At 59.0% G+C, this 18,861-nt stretch carries 19 protein-coding genes; all 19 read right to left on the bottom strand.

Features of this window, described 5'->3' with window-relative positions:
• Position 1: 1 nt before the first annotated feature.
• A complete protein-coding gene (gene fliL, locus AC1Z1G_RS07915) occupies positions 2 to 502 on the bottom strand; it encodes a flagellar basal body-associated protein FliL (RefSeq protein ID WP_483626226.1) in 501 nt (166 codons plus the stop codon).
• Positions 503 to 756: 254 nt separating this feature from the next.
• Positions 757 to 2,109, bottom strand: a complete 1,353-nt coding sequence (locus AC1Z1G_RS07910) for a flagellar hook-length control protein FliK (RefSeq protein WP_483626224.1) — start codon at positions 2,107 to 2,109, stop codon at positions 757 to 759.
• 86 nt (positions 2,110 to 2,195) lie between these two features.
• Positions 2,196 to 2,540: an Hpt domain-containing protein gene (locus tag AC1Z1G_RS07905; RefSeq protein WP_483626222.1), complete on the bottom strand. Its 345-nt coding sequence runs from the start codon at positions 2,538 to 2,540 to the stop codon at positions 2,196 to 2,198.
• Between the two features lie 30 nt (positions 2,541 to 2,570).
• Positions 2,571 to 4,277 carry an ATP-binding SpoIIE family protein phosphatase gene (locus AC1Z1G_RS07900; RefSeq protein WP_483626221.1) on the bottom strand — a complete coding sequence of 569 codons (1,707 nt, stop codon included), beginning with the start codon at positions 4,275 to 4,277 and terminating at the stop codon, positions 2,571 to 2,573.
• A 5-nt stretch (positions 4,278 to 4,282) separates the two neighbouring features.
• On the bottom strand, positions 4,283 to 4,591 hold the full coding sequence (locus AC1Z1G_RS07895; RefSeq protein WP_483626219.1) for an STAS domain-containing protein: 309 nt from the start codon (positions 4,589 to 4,591) through the stop codon (positions 4,283 to 4,285).
• An 86-nt stretch (positions 4,592 to 4,677) separates the two neighbouring features.
• On the bottom strand, positions 4,678 to 5,127 hold the full coding sequence (gene fliJ, locus AC1Z1G_RS07890) for a flagellar export protein FliJ (protein WP_483626217.1): 450 nt from the start codon (positions 5,125 to 5,127) through the stop codon (positions 4,678 to 4,680).
• Between the two features lie 6 nt (positions 5,128 to 5,133).
• Positions 5,134 to 6,492 (bottom strand): flagellar protein export ATPase FliI, encoded by a 1,359-nt coding sequence (gene fliI, locus AC1Z1G_RS07885; protein WP_483626215.1) that lies wholly within the window; start codon positions 6,490 to 6,492, stop codon positions 5,134 to 5,136.
• Positions 6,482 to 7,285: a flagellar assembly protein FliH gene (gene fliH / locus AC1Z1G_RS07880; RefSeq protein ID WP_483626213.1), complete on the bottom strand. Its 804-nt coding sequence runs from the start codon at positions 7,283 to 7,285 to the stop codon at positions 6,482 to 6,484. The genes fliI and fliH overlap by 11 nt, the downstream gene beginning before the upstream one ends.
• 171 nt (positions 7,286 to 7,456) lie before the next feature.
• Positions 7,457 to 8,476, bottom strand: a complete 1,020-nt coding sequence (gene fliG, locus AC1Z1G_RS07875) for a flagellar motor switch protein FliG (RefSeq protein WP_347904764.1) — start codon at positions 8,474 to 8,476, stop codon at positions 7,457 to 7,459.
• The gene (fliF, locus tag AC1Z1G_RS07870; RefSeq protein ID WP_483626212.1) at positions 8,469 to 10,256 is read right to left on the bottom strand and encodes a flagellar basal-body MS-ring/collar protein FliF; all 1,788 of its coding nucleotides are present in this window, start codon (positions 10,254 to 10,256) and stop codon (positions 8,469 to 8,471) included. The genes fliG and fliF overlap by 8 nt, the downstream gene beginning before the upstream one ends.
• A 15-nt stretch (positions 10,257 to 10,271) precedes the next feature.
• Positions 10,272 to 10,601 (bottom strand): flagellar hook-basal body complex protein FliE, encoded by a 330-nt coding sequence (gene fliE, locus AC1Z1G_RS07865; protein ID WP_347904760.1) that lies wholly within the window; start codon positions 10,599 to 10,601, stop codon positions 10,272 to 10,274.
• 129 nt (positions 10,602 to 10,730) lie between these two features.
• Positions 10,731 to 12,116 carry a sigma-54-dependent transcriptional regulator gene (locus AC1Z1G_RS07860; RefSeq protein WP_483626210.1) on the bottom strand — a complete coding sequence of 462 codons (1,386 nt, stop codon included), beginning with the start codon at positions 12,114 to 12,116 and terminating at the stop codon, positions 10,731 to 10,733.
• Between the two features lie 5 nt (positions 12,117 to 12,121).
• Positions 12,122 to 13,315 carry a sensor histidine kinase gene (locus AC1Z1G_RS07855; protein WP_483627782.1) on the bottom strand — a complete coding sequence of 398 codons (1,194 nt, stop codon included), beginning with the start codon at positions 13,313 to 13,315 and terminating at the stop codon, positions 12,122 to 12,124.
• A gap of 129 nt (positions 13,316 to 13,444) precedes the next feature.
• Positions 13,445 to 14,920: a sigma-54 dependent transcriptional regulator gene (locus AC1Z1G_RS07850; protein WP_347904755.1), complete on the bottom strand. Its 1,476-nt coding sequence runs from the start codon at positions 14,918 to 14,920 to the stop codon at positions 13,445 to 13,447.
• A gap of 170 nt (positions 14,921 to 15,090) precedes the next feature.
• On the bottom strand, positions 15,091 to 15,387 hold the full coding sequence (gene fliT, locus AC1Z1G_RS07845) for a flagellar protein FliT (protein WP_347904754.1): 297 nt from the start codon (positions 15,385 to 15,387) through the stop codon (positions 15,091 to 15,093).
• A 10-nt stretch (positions 15,388 to 15,397) separates the two neighbouring features.
• Complete coding sequence (fliS, locus tag AC1Z1G_RS07840; protein WP_483626208.1) at positions 15,398 to 15,793, bottom strand: flagellar export chaperone FliS; 396 nt, start codon at positions 15,791 to 15,793, stop codon at positions 15,398 to 15,400.
• A 129-nt stretch (positions 15,794 to 15,922) separates the two neighbouring features.
• Entirely contained in the window at positions 15,923 to 17,371 is a 1,449-nt protein-coding gene (fliD, locus tag AC1Z1G_RS07835) for a flagellar filament capping protein FliD (RefSeq protein WP_483626206.1), read from the bottom strand.
• An 83-nt stretch (positions 17,372 to 17,454) separates the two neighbouring features.
• Positions 17,455 to 17,826, bottom strand: coding sequence for a flagellar protein FlaG (locus AC1Z1G_RS07830; protein WP_483626205.1), 372 nt, complete (start codon positions 17,824 to 17,826; stop codon positions 17,455 to 17,457).
• Positions 17,827 to 17,899: 73 nt separating this feature from the next.
• Positions 17,900 to 18,745, bottom strand: a complete 846-nt coding sequence (locus AC1Z1G_RS07825; RefSeq protein WP_483626203.1) for a flagellin domain-containing protein — start codon at positions 18,743 to 18,745, stop codon at positions 17,900 to 17,902.
• Positions 18,746 to 18,861: the final 116 nt, after the last annotated feature.

Raw genomic sequence — 18,861 nt, 5'->3', positions numbered from 1 at the left:
CCTACTGCAGTACGAAATTAGTGAAGAGCAATTGGTCGATCACCACTTTGCCGACCTCTTTCTGCGCCACTTCCTGCACGCTGGCAGTAGCTTTTTGACGCAACATTTCCTGACCGACCGGGGTCGCCAGGGTGTCGAAATTCTGTCCGGAGAACAGCATGACCAGGTTATTGCGAATAACCGGCATGTGGACTTTGAGCGCGTCCAGGTCCGCCTGATTGCGGGCCAGCAGGGTAATGCTCACCTGCATGTAGCGCTGACGACCGTTCTGGGTGTAGTTGGCCACAAACGCTGGCGCCATCGGCTCGTAGATCGCGGCCGGTTTGACATTGCTGTCTGCCTGCGCTGCGGCCTCGGGCTTGCTCTGGGCGCTGTGCATGAAATACCAAGTCGCCCCCACGGACGTACCGATCGCCAGCAGCAATGCCAGCACGATCACTACGATCAGCTTGAGTTTGCCTCTGTCTGCGGGGTCTTTCGCTGCTGCTTCGGTCTTCGCCATGCCAATAATCCGTCACTATTCGGGTTTTCACAGATGCACGGCAAGGCAAGAGCAAGTGTTATGCCAGAAGTGTCGGGGGAGGGGGATGGCCCTGATTGACGCGCGGCGAACACCCCCTGCGAAACGCCATGAATCCAATCTGGGAGCGGCTTGCTCCGGGCGGCGATCCGGCGAAGCAGGCACCGCGGTTTTTCTGTTAAACCGCGTTATCGTTCTTCGCGAGCAAGCCCGCTCCCACAGGGTCATGCGTGCGATCAGGCGTAGTAATCGACGGCGCTGGAACCAATGACGCTCGTTGTATTGGCGGCCACGTCGGCGACACTCGGCGCAAGCTCTTCATCCATCGAGTCGAGGCGACCACCACTGGCATTGGCACGACCACCCTGCCCTTGCCGAGCCTGATCCTGCCCTTGCCCCTGCCAGCCGCGAGACTGATCAGAGACATTGACGTCGACCTGCCCCATGCCTTGCTGGTTGAACATGTCGCGCAAGCGATGCATCTGCCCCTCCAGCGCTTCACGCACACCCGAATGGGCACTCATGAACGTCACCTGGGTCTGCTGATCCGGAATCATGTTCACGCGAATGTCCAGCCGCCCGAGCTCAGCCGGCTGAAGCTGAATGTCGGCGGCCTTGAGGTTGGCACTCGACAGGTACATGACGCGGTTGACCACCTCCTCCGTCCAACCGCTCTGATGCATGGCGATTGGCTGGTTCACCGGCAACGCATTGGCGGTTTTCGGTGTCGCGGCTTGAGTCAGCGCCGCCAGACGATTGGCGAAGTCATCGACACGGGTATCGCTGCTCGCCGATTTCAGGTCCTTGAGACCGTCATCGATCAGACCGCTGAAGGCTTTTTCGCCCCCTTGGCTGGTGCTGTCCTTGTCGGACTGAACCTGGAGCATGCTGGCCATACCGTTGGCGAAGGTTTGCGCCGACGTCAGCTCACCTTCCGCCTGGGGCGGTGCCGCTTTCGGCTGAGCCTGACTGGACGCCGACACATGGCCACCCTGCTCCATGGCCAGGCGCACGGCCGGCAGGGAGTCCAATGGGTCGGCTTCAGGATTGAAATCCGGGTCGACCACAGGCGCAGCCGCCGGGACCGGCAGCGCACTGGCCACGGCCGCGGGCGGCACTTCAACCTGGGGAGTCGGCGCAACCACGGGCGGCGCCTGCACCTCGGCAACAGGCAGTGTCGGCTGCACCACCGGCAACAAGGCAGGGTCGACGGTCGGATCAACCGGCGCACTGTCTGCTACAGACGCATCAGTTTTCACGGTGTCGTCTTTGGCTGTGCTGTCATCACTGGTCGCCGGCTTATCGGCGGGCAAGGATTTGCCGTTATCGGCAACAGCCGGCTGCGCGGCGGCAGACTTGTCGGCAGGAACGTCCGTTTTACCGGCACTGCCCGAGGTTTTGTCTGGCACCGGCTTGGTAGGCCCATCGCTTGTCACGGCGGGTTTTGCAGTGGTTTCCTGGGCAAAGACCTGGGCGAAGCTGGTGGTATTCGCCCCAGTGTCGGCGGCCGTTGGCGGCGGATTGGCAGTGGCAGCCTGAGTCTTGGCCTGCGCGGCGGCCTGAATCAGCATGTTGGGGGTAAGGGGCATAAACGGTCTCCGCTGCACTGGGATCGTAGGTACAGTTGGAAGACTTACCTGCAAGGGTCGAGCCAGATCCGCCCACCCTTGAAAAATCAGCAATGAAAGCGTTGGCGCTCTTCGCTGTAAAGACGCCGGACGATGGTGAATTCACCCTCGATTTCTTCCACCAGTTGCTCGATCCCCATGGGCGGCGAAGCCTTGGCACGCTGCTCAAGCTCGTTGCACAGCTCAGCCAGCCGCCTGGCTCCCATGTTGCTGCTACTGCCCTTGAAGCTGTGAGCCGTGCTGACGAGTTGCTGCGGGTCATCGGTCGTGTGCAGGCAACTCAAGCGCTCTTCGCAGTCATGCAGGAAAGTGTCCAACAGGGTGGGGTACTCATCCTCCATCACCTCCTGCAGCGCACTCAGTACTTCAGGGTCCAGATGAATGTCAGTCACTTGCTCGCTCCTTGATCAAGAATTCGGGAATTATGCCAGAGCCTCCCAGAAAAACTCCACGCGAGCACTGCGACCATCGTCAGACCAGCTCGCACTGCGACTCAACTGGCGGATCAGACTGACACCACGCCCCGACAGTCGGTCGCCATCGACAGGCCGAGCCATGACCCGCTGCACATCGAAACCCGCCCCACTGTCTTCAACCTGGATCTCCAGACGCCCGCCCGCCCCTTGCGGCGTCACTCGTAATTGAACCCTGACGTAGCCGTCCTCAAGCGCCTCCAGACGCTCACTGCGTTGCTGATAGTAACGGGCGAAGCCTGACGCATCGCGCTTGATGCTCGACTCCAGCCCGAGTACGCCATGCTCCAGCGCATTGGAGTAGAGCTCTGCCAGCACCCCATAAAGGGCACCGCTTTGCGTGCGCAGACCATGCACCTCCAGCAACAACTGCAACAGATAGGGCAATGGATTGAAACGCTTGAGCGTCGCGGCGCGAAACTCGAAATTGACCGACCAGTCCAGCGGGCAGGACTGCCCACTGTCGGAATACACCATCGCCGGAGGACTGAGCTGCGCGGCCTGCAACAGACTGACTTCGACCATGCTGACATCGTCACGAGCCTCACCGCGAAAGTCTCGCAGTGCCTGCTCGATTTCTTCGAACAGCAGATCAGGTTGACGATTGGTGGCAAACACCCGCTCTAGCCGCTCGATCCCAAACAGCTGCTCGCTGGCATCGCAGGTATCAATCACCCCATCGGAAAGCAGGAATACCCGGTCACCCACGGCCATTGGATAAACTTCCGTGCGGTCATCGAAAGTTTCGGGGCTCAATACCCCCAACGGCAGGTGCCGTGCCGGCAATGGCAGGCGCTCGCCACTGGCCAGGTCGTGCAGGTAGCCATCAGGCATCCCGCCATTCCAGACTTCCACCGAACGGCGCTGAAAGCTCAGCGACAACAGGGTCGCGCAACAGAACATGTCCACCGGCAGAATGCGTTTTAGCTTGGCGTTCATCTCCCGCAGGATTTCCGCCAGACCGAAGCCCTTGGCGGTCATCCCATAGAAAACCTCCGCCAGCGGCATGGCACCGACCGCAGCAGGCAGACCATGACCGGTAAAGTCGCCGAGCAGCACATGCATGTCGCCGGCCGGCGTGAAGGCAGCCAGCAAGAGATCGCCATTAAATAGCGCATAAGGCGATTGCAGGTAACGGATATTCGGTGCACTGAGGCAGCCGGAGTGCGCCACCTTGTCGAACACTGCCTTGGCCACGCGCTGCTCGTTGAGCAGGTAATCGTGGTGCCGGGCGATCTGGTCGCGCTGCTCAAGCACGGTTGCCTGCAAGCGACGCAAACGATCCATCGCCTTGATCTTGGCGGAAAGGATCACCTGGTTATAGGGTTTCGCCAGAAAGTCGTCACCGCCCGCCTCCAGGCAACGCGCCAACGCTTCACTTTCAGTCAGCGAGGTGAGAAAGATGATCGGCACCAGGGTTTCCCCGGCCAACTGTTTGATTTGCCGAACCGCCTCGAAGCCGTCCATGACCGGCATCATCGCGTCCATCAAGACCAGTTGCGGTCGCTGCTGCCGATACACCTCGACCGCCTCGGCACCATTGGCCGCCGTCAGCACCTGATGCCCCTGCCGACGGACAATACTGGAGAGCAGCAGCCGATCCGCGGCACTGTCCTCGGCAATCAACACCGTCAGTGGCTCCATAAGCGGCGCCATGGCGATCAACTGATGTCGAAAAGCTTGTCGAAATTGGAGATGGCGAGGATTTTTTTCACGTCCGAGCTGCTGTTGACCACTCGAATGTCGGAATTGTCTCCGCCAGCATGGTCACGTAGCAGCAGCAACATGCCCAGCGCCGAGCTGTCGAGATAAGTAGCGTCTTTAAGGTCAACCACCACCGAGTTTGGCATCTGGCCATCGCTGCGCTCGTAGGATTCGCGAAATTCCTGATGCTTGGCGAAATCGAACCGGCCCTTGACCGAGATCGTCAGCTTTTGCCCGTCCGGCGAGACTTCAGTAACGACTGACATGTTAGGGCTTCCTTGTCATTGGCAACGTCTACAAGGTTTAGCACCCCGCATGAACATGGGCAACCCGCACCAGACAAACGCTCTACTTAAAAAGGATTCTGGCGGGGAAGACGCTGGGAAAGCTCATCGAGCAACTTCTGCTCACGCTTGTCTTCGAGCTGGCGCGCCTCGTCAATGTAGCGCTGAACCAGCTTGCGCAAGCCTTCAACCCTGGCGAACGCCTGCTGCCAGGCCTCCCGCGCCTGATCGAGGTTGTTCTGGTGCCAGGCCAGGCTTTGACGCTGCTGATCAACGGCCGTACCCAGTTGAGCGAGAAACCCCTGATACCCCAGCAACCATTCTCCCGAGACGCCATTGCGACCTCGCTCGACCCATCGCTCCAGGTATTCAAGCCGAAACCCCTCAAGGTCCCCGAGCTTGCTTTCCGCCAGGCGGACCTGCCCCTGAAAGTACCCGAGACGCTGCACGGCGGTTTTCTCGGCCTTTTCGGCCATGTCCACCACCGGAGCCAGACGCGTAGCACGTGACTGGGCCATATCCGCTTAGCCGCCTGCCACAGGAGCGAAGACCGACTCGAGATGAGCCTGGCTTTCCCCCAGGCTGATGTTGTCATTCAGGCCCTGGCGCAGATAAACCAGCATCGATGGCTGCAGGGAAATGGCCGTGTCGGTCTCCCGATCACCGCCCGCGACATAGGCCCCCACGCTGATGAGGTCGCGACTTTGCTGATAACGCGACCAGAGCTGCTTGAAGAACTGCGCACGCTTCATGTGCTCCGGCGTCACTACCGACGGCATGACCCGGCTGATCGAGGCTTCAATATCGATTGCCGGATAGTGCCCTTCTTCAGCCAGACGCCGCGAAAGCACAATGTGCCCGTCGAGCACGCCTCGCGCCGCGTCCGCGATCGGGTCCTGCTGGTCGTCGCCTTCGGACAGCACGGTATAAAACGCAGTAATCGAACCACCGCCCGCCTCTGCATTACCGGCACGCTCCACCAGTTTCGGCAGTTTGGCGAACACCGAGGGCGGATAACCCTTGGTCGCCGGCGGCTCACCAATGGCCAGTGCGATTTCCCGCTGGGCCTGGGCGAAACGGGTCAGCGAATCCATCAGTAGCAGGACGTTCTTGCCCTTGTCGCGGAAATACTCGGCGATCCGCGTGCAGTACATCGCGGCCCGCAACCGCATCAGCGGCGCATCGTCCGCCGGGGATGCGACCACCACCGAACGCTTGAGCCCTTCTTCACCGAGAATATGCTCGATGAATTCCTTAACCTCACGGCCCCGCTCACCGATCAACCCGACCACGATAATGTCGGCCTCGGTAAACCGGGTCATCATGCCCAGCAGCACACTTTTACCGACGCCCGTACCGGCGAACAGCCCGAGCCGCTGACCGCGACCGACCGTCAACAAACCGTTGATGCTGCGAATGCCCACGTCCAACGGCTGGCTGATCGGGTCACGCTTGAGCGGGTTGATGGTGGGACCGTCCATCGGCACCCAGTCTTCGGCCTTCATCCCGCCTTTGCCGTCCAGTGCGCGACCGGCGCCATCGAGCACCCGTCCCAACATGCTCATGCCCATTGGCAAGCGGCCGGTATCGGCCAACGGCACCACGCGCGCGCCCGGCGCAATACCGGCGACGCTGCCAACCGGCATCAGGAAGACCTTGCTGCCGGCAAACCCCATGACCTCAGCTTCAACCTGTACCGGGTGGTAACTGTCGTCGTTGATGACCATGCAGCGGCTGCCCATGGCAGCGCGCAGCCCTTCAGCTTCAAGCGTGAGGCCGACCATGCGCAACAGCCGGCCTTCAAGAATCGGCTGACCGGGCAATTCAGTAGCCTCGGCGTAAGTGCTCAGGCGCTTGCCGAAACTTGTGCGTTCAAGGCGCATCGGCGATGTCCACTGGCGCTTGAGCCATCGGCGGCGCTTCAGCATCCGGCAGATCAAGGCTCAAATCAGCCGGTGCCGGGTGCAATGCCTGATCGTGCAACTGATCGAATAGCTTGGCCATGATCTGGCTGATGCGCGTCTCGATGGTTGCATCGATACGGCTATGATCGGTTTCAACCCGGCAGCCGCCCGGTAACAGCGCCTCGTCTTCAACGATGCGCCAGGTTTCTTCATGGCGCTCGCGCAGGGCTTTGACCTGCTCGAAATCCTGCGGATTGATGTACAGACGCACATTCCCGACACCCAGCGGCAACAGCTTGAGCGCCTCACGCATGACGTGTTCGATCTGGCTCGAGTCGATGGCCAGTTCGCGCTGAATCACTTGTTTGGCTATGTGCCGGACCAGCCCGACCAGCGACTTTTCGATCTGCGTGTCCTGCTCGGCAATCGGCTCGAAAAGATGCCCCATCAGTTGTTCAAGGTTGGCGATTTTCGCGGCCAGAGCCACTTCGGCTTCCTGGCGAACCTTGAGCGTGGTGCTGTGAAAGCCTTCTTTTTCGCCGGTGGCAAAGCCTTCGTTATACGCTTCCTGGCGAATGCTCTCGAGCTCTTCGAGGGTCAGTGGCTGGACTTCTTCCAGCGGCACTTCCTCCATCTCTGGTGGCTCGGGTTCCGGCTCAGGTTCCGGCTCGGGTACATGCGGGTCGAAACTGGGCAACGACCAGATGTCAAAACCACCGACGTCCTTGGCACGGATCAGGTCGGTAGGCAGCTCATCATTCTTGGACGACATAGAGGTCATGCTCATAGGTGACGCGAGTTGGAGTTTGGGGTCGCGCTTGATACGGCGCGGGATGCAGGGAATGAGTGCTTCCCTGCCAAGTCCTGCAATGCAAACGGGTACACCCGCTGCCCCCGACCCAACGGGTCGAAGGCAGGTGCGTCATTCACCGTGAGCATGACCTCAAATCATCTCTTCGCCGCCCTTCCCGCCGAGAACGATTTCTCCGGCTTCGGCCATACGGCGGGCAATGGTGAGGATTTCTTTCTGCGCGGTTTCCACGTCGCTGACGCGCACCGGGCCCTTGGCCTCGAGGTCGTCGCGCAACAGTTCGGCCGCTCGTTTGGACATGTTCTTGAAGATCTTTTCTTTGACGCCTTCGTCGGACCCCTTGAGGGCCAGAACCAGAACGTCCGAAGACACTTCGCGCAACAGCGCCTGAATCCCGCGATCATCGACATCGGACAGGTTGTTGAAGACGAACATGAGGTCTTCGATCTGACCGGACAGGTCTTCGTCGACTTCGCGAATCGAATCCATCAACTGACCTTCGATCGAGCTGTCGAGGAAGTTCATGATATCGGCAGCGCGCTTGATACCACCCAAGGTAGTGCGCGAGGCATTCGAGTTGCCGGAGAACTGCTTCTCGAGAATCTGGTTGAGTTCTTTCAGGGCCGCAGGCTGAACGGTGTTCAGCGAGGAAACCCGCAAGATGATGTCCAGGCGCACTTTGTGGTCGAAGTTGCCGAGCACTTCGCCGGCCTGATCCGGGTCCAGGTACGCCACGACAATCGCTTGAATCTGCGGGTGCTCGTAACGGATCACGTCCGCGACAGCGCGCGGCTCCATCCATTTCAGGCTGTCCAGCCCACTGGTGTTACCACCCAGCAGGATGCGGTCGATCAGGCCGTTGGCCTTGTCTTCGCCCAATGCCTGGGTCAGCATTTTACGGACATAGTCATCGGAACCGACGCCCAGGCTGGTCTGATCGCCGACGATATCGACGAACTCGCTCATCACCTGCTCGACCTGCTCGCGGTGCACATTGCCCATTTGAGCCATGGCCACGCCCACACGCTGAACCTCTTTGGGGCCCATGTGGCGCAGCACCTGCGCGGCGTCGGTAGACCCCAGGGACAGCAGCAGAATCGCGGCCTTGTCGACCCGGGTGAGTTTCGCAACAACGGCTCGGTTATCAGTCATCTGCGTTAATCCACTCTTTCACGACCTGAGCCACTCGGCCCGGGTCTTCTGCTACCAGACTCTTGATGGCGTTCAATTGTGCGTCATAGCCTTCGCTCGGGCTAGGCAGCAGAATGCTTTGCGGACCACCGAGGCTGACACGGTCATTCGACAAGTCGCCATCCAGGCTGCCCATGCCGCCAAGCTCCATGTCGTTGCCCAGACCCGCCAACTGCTTGTCCTTGCCGCCACCGGTGATGTTGTTGAGCACCGGACGCAGCACACCGAACACCAGCACCAGAATGAACAACACACCCAGCACTTGCTTCACTACATCCCAGAACCATGGCTGAGAGTAGAACGGGATGTCGGCAATCACTTCACCGCGATCCGCCGAGAACGGCACGTTGATCACACTGACGCTGTCACCACGGCTGGCGTCGAAGCCGACCGCATCCTGCACCAGACGCGTGAAGCGCGCCAATTCGTCGGCGCTCCACGGTGCACGGGTGGTTTCACCGTTGGCGGCGTTGACCTTGACCTGATCATCGACCACAACCGCAACCGACAGGCGATTCAAACGCCCCTGCTGCTGTTTGGTATGACTGATGGAGCGATCAAGCTCGAAGTTCTTGGTGGATTGTTGACGCTTGTCTGCCGGGTACGGTGCAAGCATAGGCTGGCCGGTGGCCGGGTCCATGATTTGCTGACCATTGGCATCAAGCAACGGCTGACCCGGCTGCACCATGCCGGCCGACGCTGTCGCGCCACCCGTGGTTTGCGGTGCGGAGGCAGGCGATGGCGGCTGGTTGCTCAGGGCACCCGGCACGCCTTGCGGGCCATTACTGGCGGTACGCTGTTCATTGACCGACTGCTCGCTGCGCAACGCCGGCTGATCCGGGTTGAACTGCTCGGAAGTGGATTCGACGGCACTGAAATCGACGTCGGCCGACACTTCGGCCTTGTAGCGATCATTACCCAGTACCGGTTGCAGGATATTGTGCACACGCTGGGTGAGCATGCTTTCCATGCGGCGGCTGTAATCGAATTGCTTGCCGGCCATGGTCAGTTCAGAGTGTTCCGCCTGATCGGAGAGCAGGTTGCCCTTCTGGTCGACCACGGTGATTTGCGACTTGCTCAGTTCCGGAACGCTGGTGGCCACCAGATTGACGATGGCGACGACCTGGCCCGGCTCCAGAGAACGACCGGAGTACAACTCGACCAGAACCGAAGCACTGGGTTTGCGTTCATCACGAACGAACACCGAACTTTTCGGAATCGCCAGGTGCACACGCGCACCCTTGACGTTGTTCAGGCTGGAAATGGTCCGCGCCAGTTCACCTTCAAGGCCACGACGGTAACGGGTCGCCTCCATGAACTGACTGGTGCCCAGGCCCTGGTCCTTGTCGAGAATCTCAAAACCGATGTTGCCGTCGCTGGGAGTGACACCGGCAGCGGCAAGCTTGAGCCGCGCACGCGACAGATCATCGGCCTTGACCAGCAAGGCGCCAGAATTGGGTTCTACGGTATAGGGAATGTCGGCGCCAGCCAGGGTATCCATGACCTGCTTGGCGTCCATGCCGGCAAGGCTGCCGTACAGTGGCCGATAATCGGGTTGCTGCGACCACAACACGACGGCAAATCCAATCGCCACGCTCGCAGCCAGGCCGACCAAAAGGCCTACCTGACGCAGCACGGTCATTTCGGAGAGGTTTTCCAGGAAGGACAGACCAAATAGCGGCGGTTTGCCGTCTACGGGGGTGACCTTGGCCGGAACGTTATCGGCGACTGCTTCTGCCATGACTCAATCTCGTCCTTAAACCGGCATCTGCATGATGTCTTGGTATGCCTGAACCAATTTGTTGCGTACTTGGGTCAACGCCTGAAAAGACACGCTGGCCTTCTGTGAGGAAATCATCACGTCCGTCAGGTCGACGCCGCTTTTGCCGATCTCGAAGGCACTGGCCAACTGAGTGGATGCCTGCTGGGTGTCGTTCACTTTATTGACGGCCTGACCGAGCATGTCGGAAAAGCTGCTGCCGCCCATCTCCGGGACCGCGACAGCCGATTTAGGCTGGGCCATGGCGTCCATTTGCATGGAGCGCATGTCCAACATCAATCGATTAAATTCAATACCTTGGCTCATGGTCTATTCTCTCTGACGACCCGCAATTTTTTGACACTCACTCGGCGGATAGTGAGGTGTAGCAACAAGGGTGCCAGCTCCATGGCCACGCCTAACAAAAGCCCGCCCCGGGCTTTTTCAATGAACGATTCAGGTGGCGAACAAATACGCTTCGACATCCATTCCCGCATCGCGCATCTGCGCCAACTTGTAGCGCAAGGTCCGCGGACTGATGCCCAACCGCTCGGCCGCTTCCTTGCGCCGACCGCGCTCGGCGCGCAGCGTGTCAATAATCATCTGGAACTCGCGACGACGCAGGTCATCACCCAGCGCACCGGCCGACTCGCCCTCAACCTCGACGGCGCGCACCGGCATAGATGACAGCGCCGGCAAAGGCGCACAGGCCACCGGCCCCGCCAGGCAAAAATCTTCCGGCTGAATCAAGCCACCCTGCTGCAGAATCAATGCTCGCTGAATGGCATTGTCCAACTCACGCACATTGCCCGGCCACGGATAAGCGATCAAACACGCCTGTGCCTGGGCCGACAATTTGGCGGCCGCATGCTTCATTTTATTGACGTGTTTTGCCAGTAGACGCTCGGCCAGCGGCAGGATGTCGGCGGTACGCTCGCGCAATGGCCGCCAGGCCAGCGGAAAAACCGACAGGCGATAATAGAGATCTTCGCGAAAACGCCCCGCTGCCACTTCACCCGCAAGGTCGCGGTTAGTCGTGGCCACCACGCGAATATCCAGCGTGATCGGCTTGCGCGCGCCGACGCGCTCCACCTCACGCTCCTGCAGCACTCGTAGCAGCTTGGCCTGCAAGCCCAAGGGCATCTCGGAAATTTCGTCGAGCAAAATGGTCCCGCCATCCGCCTGTTCGAATTTGCCGGCCTGAGCAGCGATGGCGCCCGTGAACGAGCCTTTCTCATGACCAAACAGAGTGGCTTCAAGCATGTTGTCGGGAATCGCCGCACAGTTGATCGCAATGAACGGCTGACTGGCGCGATGAGAATGCTGATGGATGTAGCGCGCCAACACCTCTTTACCCGTGCCGGATTCACCAGAGATCAACACAGTCGAATCACTGCGCGCCACTCTCGCTGCCAGCTCCAGCAACTGTGCGCTGGCTGGCTCAAACGCCACCGGACCGTCACCTTCCGCAACCCCCAGACAACCCAGCGCATGGCGCGCCACCAGATCAAGCAAGGCCTTGGGTTCGAACGGCTTGACCAGATAATCCGCCGCCCCCTGACGCATGGCGTCGACCGCACGTTCGACCGCACCGTGCGCGGTCATCAGCAACACCGGCAACTGCGGCTGGCGCACACGCAACAAACCCAGCAACTGATGGCCATCCATGCCCGGCATGTTCACGTCGCTGACCACCAGATTGAACGCCTCGTCGGCAACAGCATCCAGCGCCTCTTCAGCCGACCCGACAGCCTTGTAGTCATGCCCGGCCAACACCAGCGTGTCGGCCAGCGCTTCGCGTAACGCGCGGTCATCCTCGACCAGTAAAACCTTGATTGCCATGCCCTTCACTCCACTCCTTGTGCGCTGGAAAACAACGGCAGGACCACCATCGCACAGGTGCCGCGACCCGGCCGCGAGCGCAGGCGCAATTCTCCTTGATGTGCACGGGCCACCGCCTTGACCACGGTCAGCCCAAGGCCGGTGCCCGTAGTCTTGGTGGTAAAGAAGGGTTCGCCCAAGCGTGCGAGCACAGGCTCGTCGATCCCGACACCCCTGTCGCTGACGCACACACGCAGCGTATTTTCGCGGGCGTAGACATGTACCTTGAGACGAACATCACCGCCGCTGGCCTGAATCGCGTTTTCAACCAGGTTCAGCACAGCCCCCACCAGCGTGTCGCGATTGCACAGCAACTCACCGTCATGGCTGTCGCACTGCCAGCGCACCGACAAACCTTGAACATGAGTCAACGCCGCCGACTGCAGCGACTGCATCAAGGCCTTGGGCGTCACGCGATCAGTCAAGGGCAACTCGCCGCGAGCAAAGACCAGCATGTCGCGGACCTGATGCTCCAACTCATGCAAACGCTCTTTCAAGCGTCCGGCAAAACGCTGCTGAGTCGCAACCGGCAGCTCCTGCTCAGTCAAATGACTGGCGTACAGCAAGGCAGCGGACAATGGCGTGCGAATCTGATGAGCCAGCGACGCAACCATGCGCCCCAGGGAAGACAAGCGCTCGTGACGCGCGAGCTGATCTTGCAAGTGACGGGTTTCAGTCAGGTCATTGAGCAACACCAACTGCCCCGGCTCGGCATCGAGCGAGCGCGTGGCGATAGACACGCGCCGGCCATCCTTGAGGGAGATTTCATGACCGTCATCTTCACGGGGAGCAAAGCTGCGAGCGATCACCTGACGCCACAGCTCACCCTCAAGGGGCAAGCCGAGCATGTCGCAGGCGGCCGGATTGGCTTCACGCACAATGCCAAGCGCATCGATGACGATCACGCCGCCGGGCAACAGATCCAGGAGGTTTTGCAGCCGATTGGCCAGCCGCTCTTTTTCCGCCAACTCCTGCATACGCTGGGCACTGACCACTGCCAGCTCACCCTTGAGCTCAGTGACGCGCGCTTCAAGCAGGCTATAGGAGTCGGTCAGTTGGCTCGACATCTGGTTAAACAGGGAAAAAGCCTGCTCAAGACCTTGCCGACTGGCCTGCTCTACGGACGAGGCTTGCCCCGAGGCGTCTGGGACAGGAGACATCTGGGCGGCTTGGGGCATCGTGCTCTCTCGCGTGGCTGACCGTCAGTTAAACGGACCGTAGCAAGAGATGTAGCAATACCCGTGCCTAAAAAAAAACCGCCTATTTATCAGCGGCTTGAAAAACAGGCGTCAATCATCCGCCTGTTCGTCACCATCACGCCGGCTCATACCGTACTTGCGCATCTTCTCCACCAGCGTGGTACGGCGAATACGCAGACGCTCGGCAGCCCGCGCCACGATGCCATTGGCATCATCCAGCGCCTGCTGAATCAGGCCTTGTTCCAGCCCCCCGAGGTAGTCCTTGAGGTCCAGACCTTCAGGCGGCAGCATCGCATTGGCAGTGAAGTCCGGCGTATGGCCGTTGATCGCCACACGCTCTTCAAGATCACTGCGCAGGCTGTCGACCAATTGCTCGTCTTCATCGTCGACGTAGCGGAATTTCTTCGGCAATTCGACCACGCCGATCACCCCGTACGGGTGCATGATCGCCATGCGCTCCACCAGGTTGGCCAGCTCGCGGACGTTGCCCGGCCAGCCGTGGCGGCACAGCGACATGATCGCTGCCGAGTTGAAACGAATGGAGCCGCGCTTCTCATGCTCCATGCGCGAGATCAGCTCGTTCATCAGCAGCGGAATATCTTCGACGCGTTCGCGCAGGGGCGCCATTTCGATCGGAAATACGTTCAGGCGGTAGTACAGATCTTCGCGGAAGCTGCCGACCTCGATCATGCTCTCGAGGTTTTTGTGGGTCGCGGCAATGATTCGCACATCGACGCTCTGGGTCTTGTTACTCCCCACGCGTTCGAAGGTCCGCTCTTGCAATACCCGCAGCAACTTGACCTGCATCGGCAGCGGCATGTCGCCGATTTCATCGAGGAACAGCGTGCCGCCATTGGCCAGCTCAAAGCGCCCGGCGCGACTGGTGATTGCCCCGGTAAATGCGCCCTTCTCATGCCCAAACAGCTCGCTTTCGAGCAACTCGGCCGGAATGGCGCCGCAGTTGACCGGCACGAACGGCGCATCACGGCGCTTGGAGTGATAGTGCAGATTGCGCGCAACCACTTCCTTGCCCGTACCCGACTCGCCGAGGATCAACACACTGGCGTCCGTGTCGGCGACTTGCTGCATCATTTGCCGGACGTGCTGAATCGCCCGACTGGTGCCGACAAGACTACGGAAAAGATTGGGTTCGCGATGACGGCCGCGCTCGCGAGCCTGATCATACATCTCGCGATAGACCTGGGCGCGGTGCAGCGAGTCCAGCAATTTGCTGTAGCTGGGCGGCATTTCCAGGGTCGAAAGCACCCGGCGGCGCTGGTCATCCGGCAGGTCAACGGAAGAATTATCGCCCATTAACAAAACCGGAAGGAACTCATCCCAGGTCGAGAGTGTCTTTAACAGGCCCGGAAGTGCGCCAGGCGCATTTACGGTCCCGATAAGGACGCAGATGACCTCGCGACTTGATGACAAAGAGCCGACAGCTTGCTGCCAGTCGTGGCTACCGCAAGGTAAATTTTCTTCGCCAAGAAAATTTAAAATCACCGCCAAATCACGGCGGCGGACGCTATCGTCATCAATCAGCAGAATTTTGGTTTCACGCCACATGCAATAGCAACTTCCCTAGTCAACTCAATGCCCGAAATAAGGGGGCAAGCTAGACGCTTGCAGACACCTTGTGCCTGATAGACGCCTGAAATCTTGAAACAGCCACTAGTTAAGTCAAAAAACCGTGCACAGTCAAATTTATGGCGCACTACGTTTGGATTAACTGAGGATTAACCAAACAGATGGTAAACCTTTGCCGCGCTCTGTGCTTGATGGATCTGCGACATCTCGTCGACTATTGCCTGACGCTCACCTGTCGCAGCCTCCAATAGCTGCCGATAAACCGCCAGCAACTCCTCAAGATTGTCACGCAGGGCCACTTCGTCCACCGCCGCTTCACTCAAGACGTCTTCCATGCAGGAACGGCAAGCCAGGTCCAGTTGACCGATAGCTTCCCAGTTGCGCTCGGCCAAAGCACCGACCAAGGCCTCACGGGTGTGTTCGATACGCTGCAATACAAGACTCATGGTGCTCTCCTTAAAACTGCGGACCCGGCGCGGCGATAGCATCCCAGCCATCTTTGACCGTGCGAAGCAAACCGGCGACTTCGTCGAGAATCTTTGGATCTGCCTTCAGGTTAGCTTCGGTCAAACGCTTCATCATGTAGGTGTAGAGGCTATCCAGCTCACCGACCGATTCAACCGAGTTTTCCAGATCCAGGCCTTCACGCAATCCACCGATAATGCCGATGGCCTTGCCGATCAGGATGCCTCTGCCGGGAATATCCTTGCGCTCCATCGCACCCCGGGCCTGGGCAATGCGATCCAGACCACCTTCCATCAACATCTGCACAAGACGATGGGGGCTGGCTTCGGAAGTCTGGGCCTGAGCGCCAATCTTCTGGTACTGCCGAAGGGCTAACATCGGATTCATGTTGTACCTCATCAAAACTCAAGTGTTCGTATAGCCAGTGTATCGACACGGCGTCAAAAAACTTTAGATCAAAAGCAAAAAGCCCGGAACGTCATAAAACGCTGCCGGGCTTTTGGCGCTATCGGGGTGTCAGCCTTTCTTCTGCGCGTTCATCGCATCGAACATCGAGGTGATGTTGCTCGCAGTGGCTTTCAACTTGCCGACCAGGGTATCCATGTCGTTGTACTTCTTGGTCAGCATCGCCGTCAATGTCTCGACACGACGATCCAGAGCCAACTGCTGATTGCCCAGCTCGTTCTTGACCTTGGCCAGGTTGTTGGAGCGCGAATCAAGGATGCCCTCCTTACCCGTCACTGTGTAAGGGACAATCACCGCATCCATGCGCGACAGCAGCCCTTTGGCCGCTTCGCCGGTCGCAGTAGGGTCGCCCAGGAACAGCTTCTGCACCTCACCGCCCAACGCCTGGGCATTCGTCGCCTTGCCAAACTTGACGCTGTCAAAGTCCAGAGCACCGGTTTTCTGGTTGGTGGTAATCCCCAACTGGGAAAGCACGGTCAGCTTGTCACCGGCACCCGGGGTCACCAAAGGCTCACGGATTGCCGCCAGAATGCTTCGCGCTATCGGATCACCCGTCAGCGCCGCTGGAATGGTCGGCTTGCCGTCGTCGTCCATCGAAGGCTTGGTCAGGCTGGTGACGTTGGTCACAACCTGGTTATAAGCATCAACGAAGGCCTGAAGGGATTTTTTCAAACCCTCGGTGTTCGGCGAGACGACAACCGACACAGCTGCACCACCAGGAGGAGTCGCAGCCTGCAGGTTGAGCGTCAGCCCGGAAATAGCCTTGTCCACAGTATTGGTTTTGCTGGTCAGCTTCATTCCGTCAACCGTGAACTCCGCATCCTGCGCAAAGGCACCAATAGCCCCCGCCGAGGTGGCTGTTGGGGTACCCCCTAACTGCTGACCCGCCGTAATTTCAAGACCAGCGATACCGCTGAGCGTGATATCAGAGCCTGCACCCGTAGTGTTCGAACCCACCACCAAACGGGAGCCAAAGGAGTCAGTCACGATGTTGGCAGTCACGCCCTTGCCCAACATCTGGGTATTGATCGCATCGCGTACGGACTGCAGGGTCGCACCATCCGGGATGGTGACCGGGCTATCGACGCCCCCCTGAGTGATGGTCAACGTGCCCGCTGCAATCGGACTTGACGCTCCGCCCGAGAACGCAGCCGTGGCCACTTTTGAGGAGGTGGCCAACTTCTGAACCGTGACCATGTAGTTGCCGTTGACTGCATCGCCGCTGGCCGTCGCCGTGACCTGCTTGGCATCACTGGAGCTGGCGGCAAAACCGAGAAACTGCGGGTTTTGCAGATCACCGAGACCCTTCATCGTCGTCTGAAAACCCGCCAGAGCACTTTTCAGGCTGCCCATTGCGGAGATTTTCGCGGTATTGGCCGTGGTCTGACGATCGATCTGACCTTGCTTGGCCGCTTTGTCAGCGTTGACCAGGGCTTTTACGATAGCACCGGTATCAAGGCCAGAGCCTAAACCCGTGCCCGGTAGAATCGGACTTGCCATGTGGATCTCCCTTTCAGTCTGTCGCCGGTCTTTTGACCACTACAAAGCCCAAAAGAACATAGCAACAATATTCGTGCCAGCTGTCAGACTTTCGCGCTGAACAACAGGCTGCTTGCATCATTCAAACTGTTTGCCAGTTTCAGGACTTCTTCATTGGGGATTTGGCGAACCACCTCACCCGAGTCACTGGCAATCACTTTGACCACTACTTGACCAGAGGGCTCATCGATCGAGAACTCCAGGTTACGCTTGACCGACTGAACAAATTTTTCAATTTCCTGGACCGCCATTTTCAGCTTGTCCTGTTCAGTCTGTTGGCTTTTACGATCATCCTTGACAGTCGCTGCCACGGTCAGCGCAGCGTCCGCTCGAGGCTTTTCCACTGGCTTATCAGCAACAGGCGTTGCCGGCTTGGCAGCTGGATAAGACAAGTTCAGCTTCACGCTCATATCCATGTCCATCACCTCTTAATGAAAAAAAACGGAAGAGTGCGACAGGCGCACTCTTCCGCTACAGCTTAGTCAGCTATTACTGAAGCAGTTTCAGTACAGCGGACGGCAGTTGGTTGGCCTGGGCCAGAACTGCGGTGGAAGCTTGTTGCAGAGTTTGTTGCTTGGTCAGCTGTGCAGTTTCAGCAGCGAAGTCGGTATCTTGTACGCGGCTACGTGCAGCTTCAGCGTTCTGGTTGATGTTTTCCAGGTTGGAGATGGTGCTGGAGAAACGGTTTTGAGCAGCACCCAGGTCAGCGCGAGTGGCGTTGATGTTTGCCAGTGCAACGTCGATAGCCGAGACAGCGGCATCAACGTTAGTGTGGGCAGCGGCGTTACTAGTACCGGAAATGCTGGTGCCGGTCATGCCCAGGGCGCTGGCGTCGAAGCTGGTCGACAGGGTCAGAGTGATCTGGTTGTCGGCAGAGGTGTTCGAACCTACCTGGAACTGCATCGCACCAGCAGTACCGTCGATCAGAGCCTTACCGTTCAGGTTGGTCGACTGAGCGATACGAGTCAGTTCAGCGGTCGACTGAATGAACTCTTTATCCAGAGCGGTACGGTCAGCAGTACCGTTCGAATCGTTTCGCGATTGCAGTGCGATTTCACGCATACGCTGCAGGATGTTGGTCGATTCTTGCAGAGCGCCTTCAGCGGTCTGAGCGATCGAAACACCGTCGTTGGCGTTTTTGATAGCCATGGTCTGACCACGGATTTGCGAAGTCATACGAGTAGCGATCTGCAGGCCGGCAGCGTCGTCTTTAGCGCTGTTGATTTTCAGACCGGAAGACAGACGAGTCATCGAAGTCGACAGAGCGTCGGATGCGCGGTTCAGGTTCTTCTGAACACCCAGCGATGTAACGTTAGTGTTTACTGTTAAAGCCATGACGAATTCCTCGTTGGTTGGGTACTGCGGCTTCCGGCCCTGGCAACCGCCGGGTATGGCCTAGAGAACCTTCGTAATAGTTATCGTCGGCAATGCAACTTGCTTTAGGGGATTTT

Source organism: Pseudomonas sp. JL27(2026) (assembly GCF_056933555.1).
This window is presented reverse-complemented; position numbering and strand designations above follow the sequence as displayed.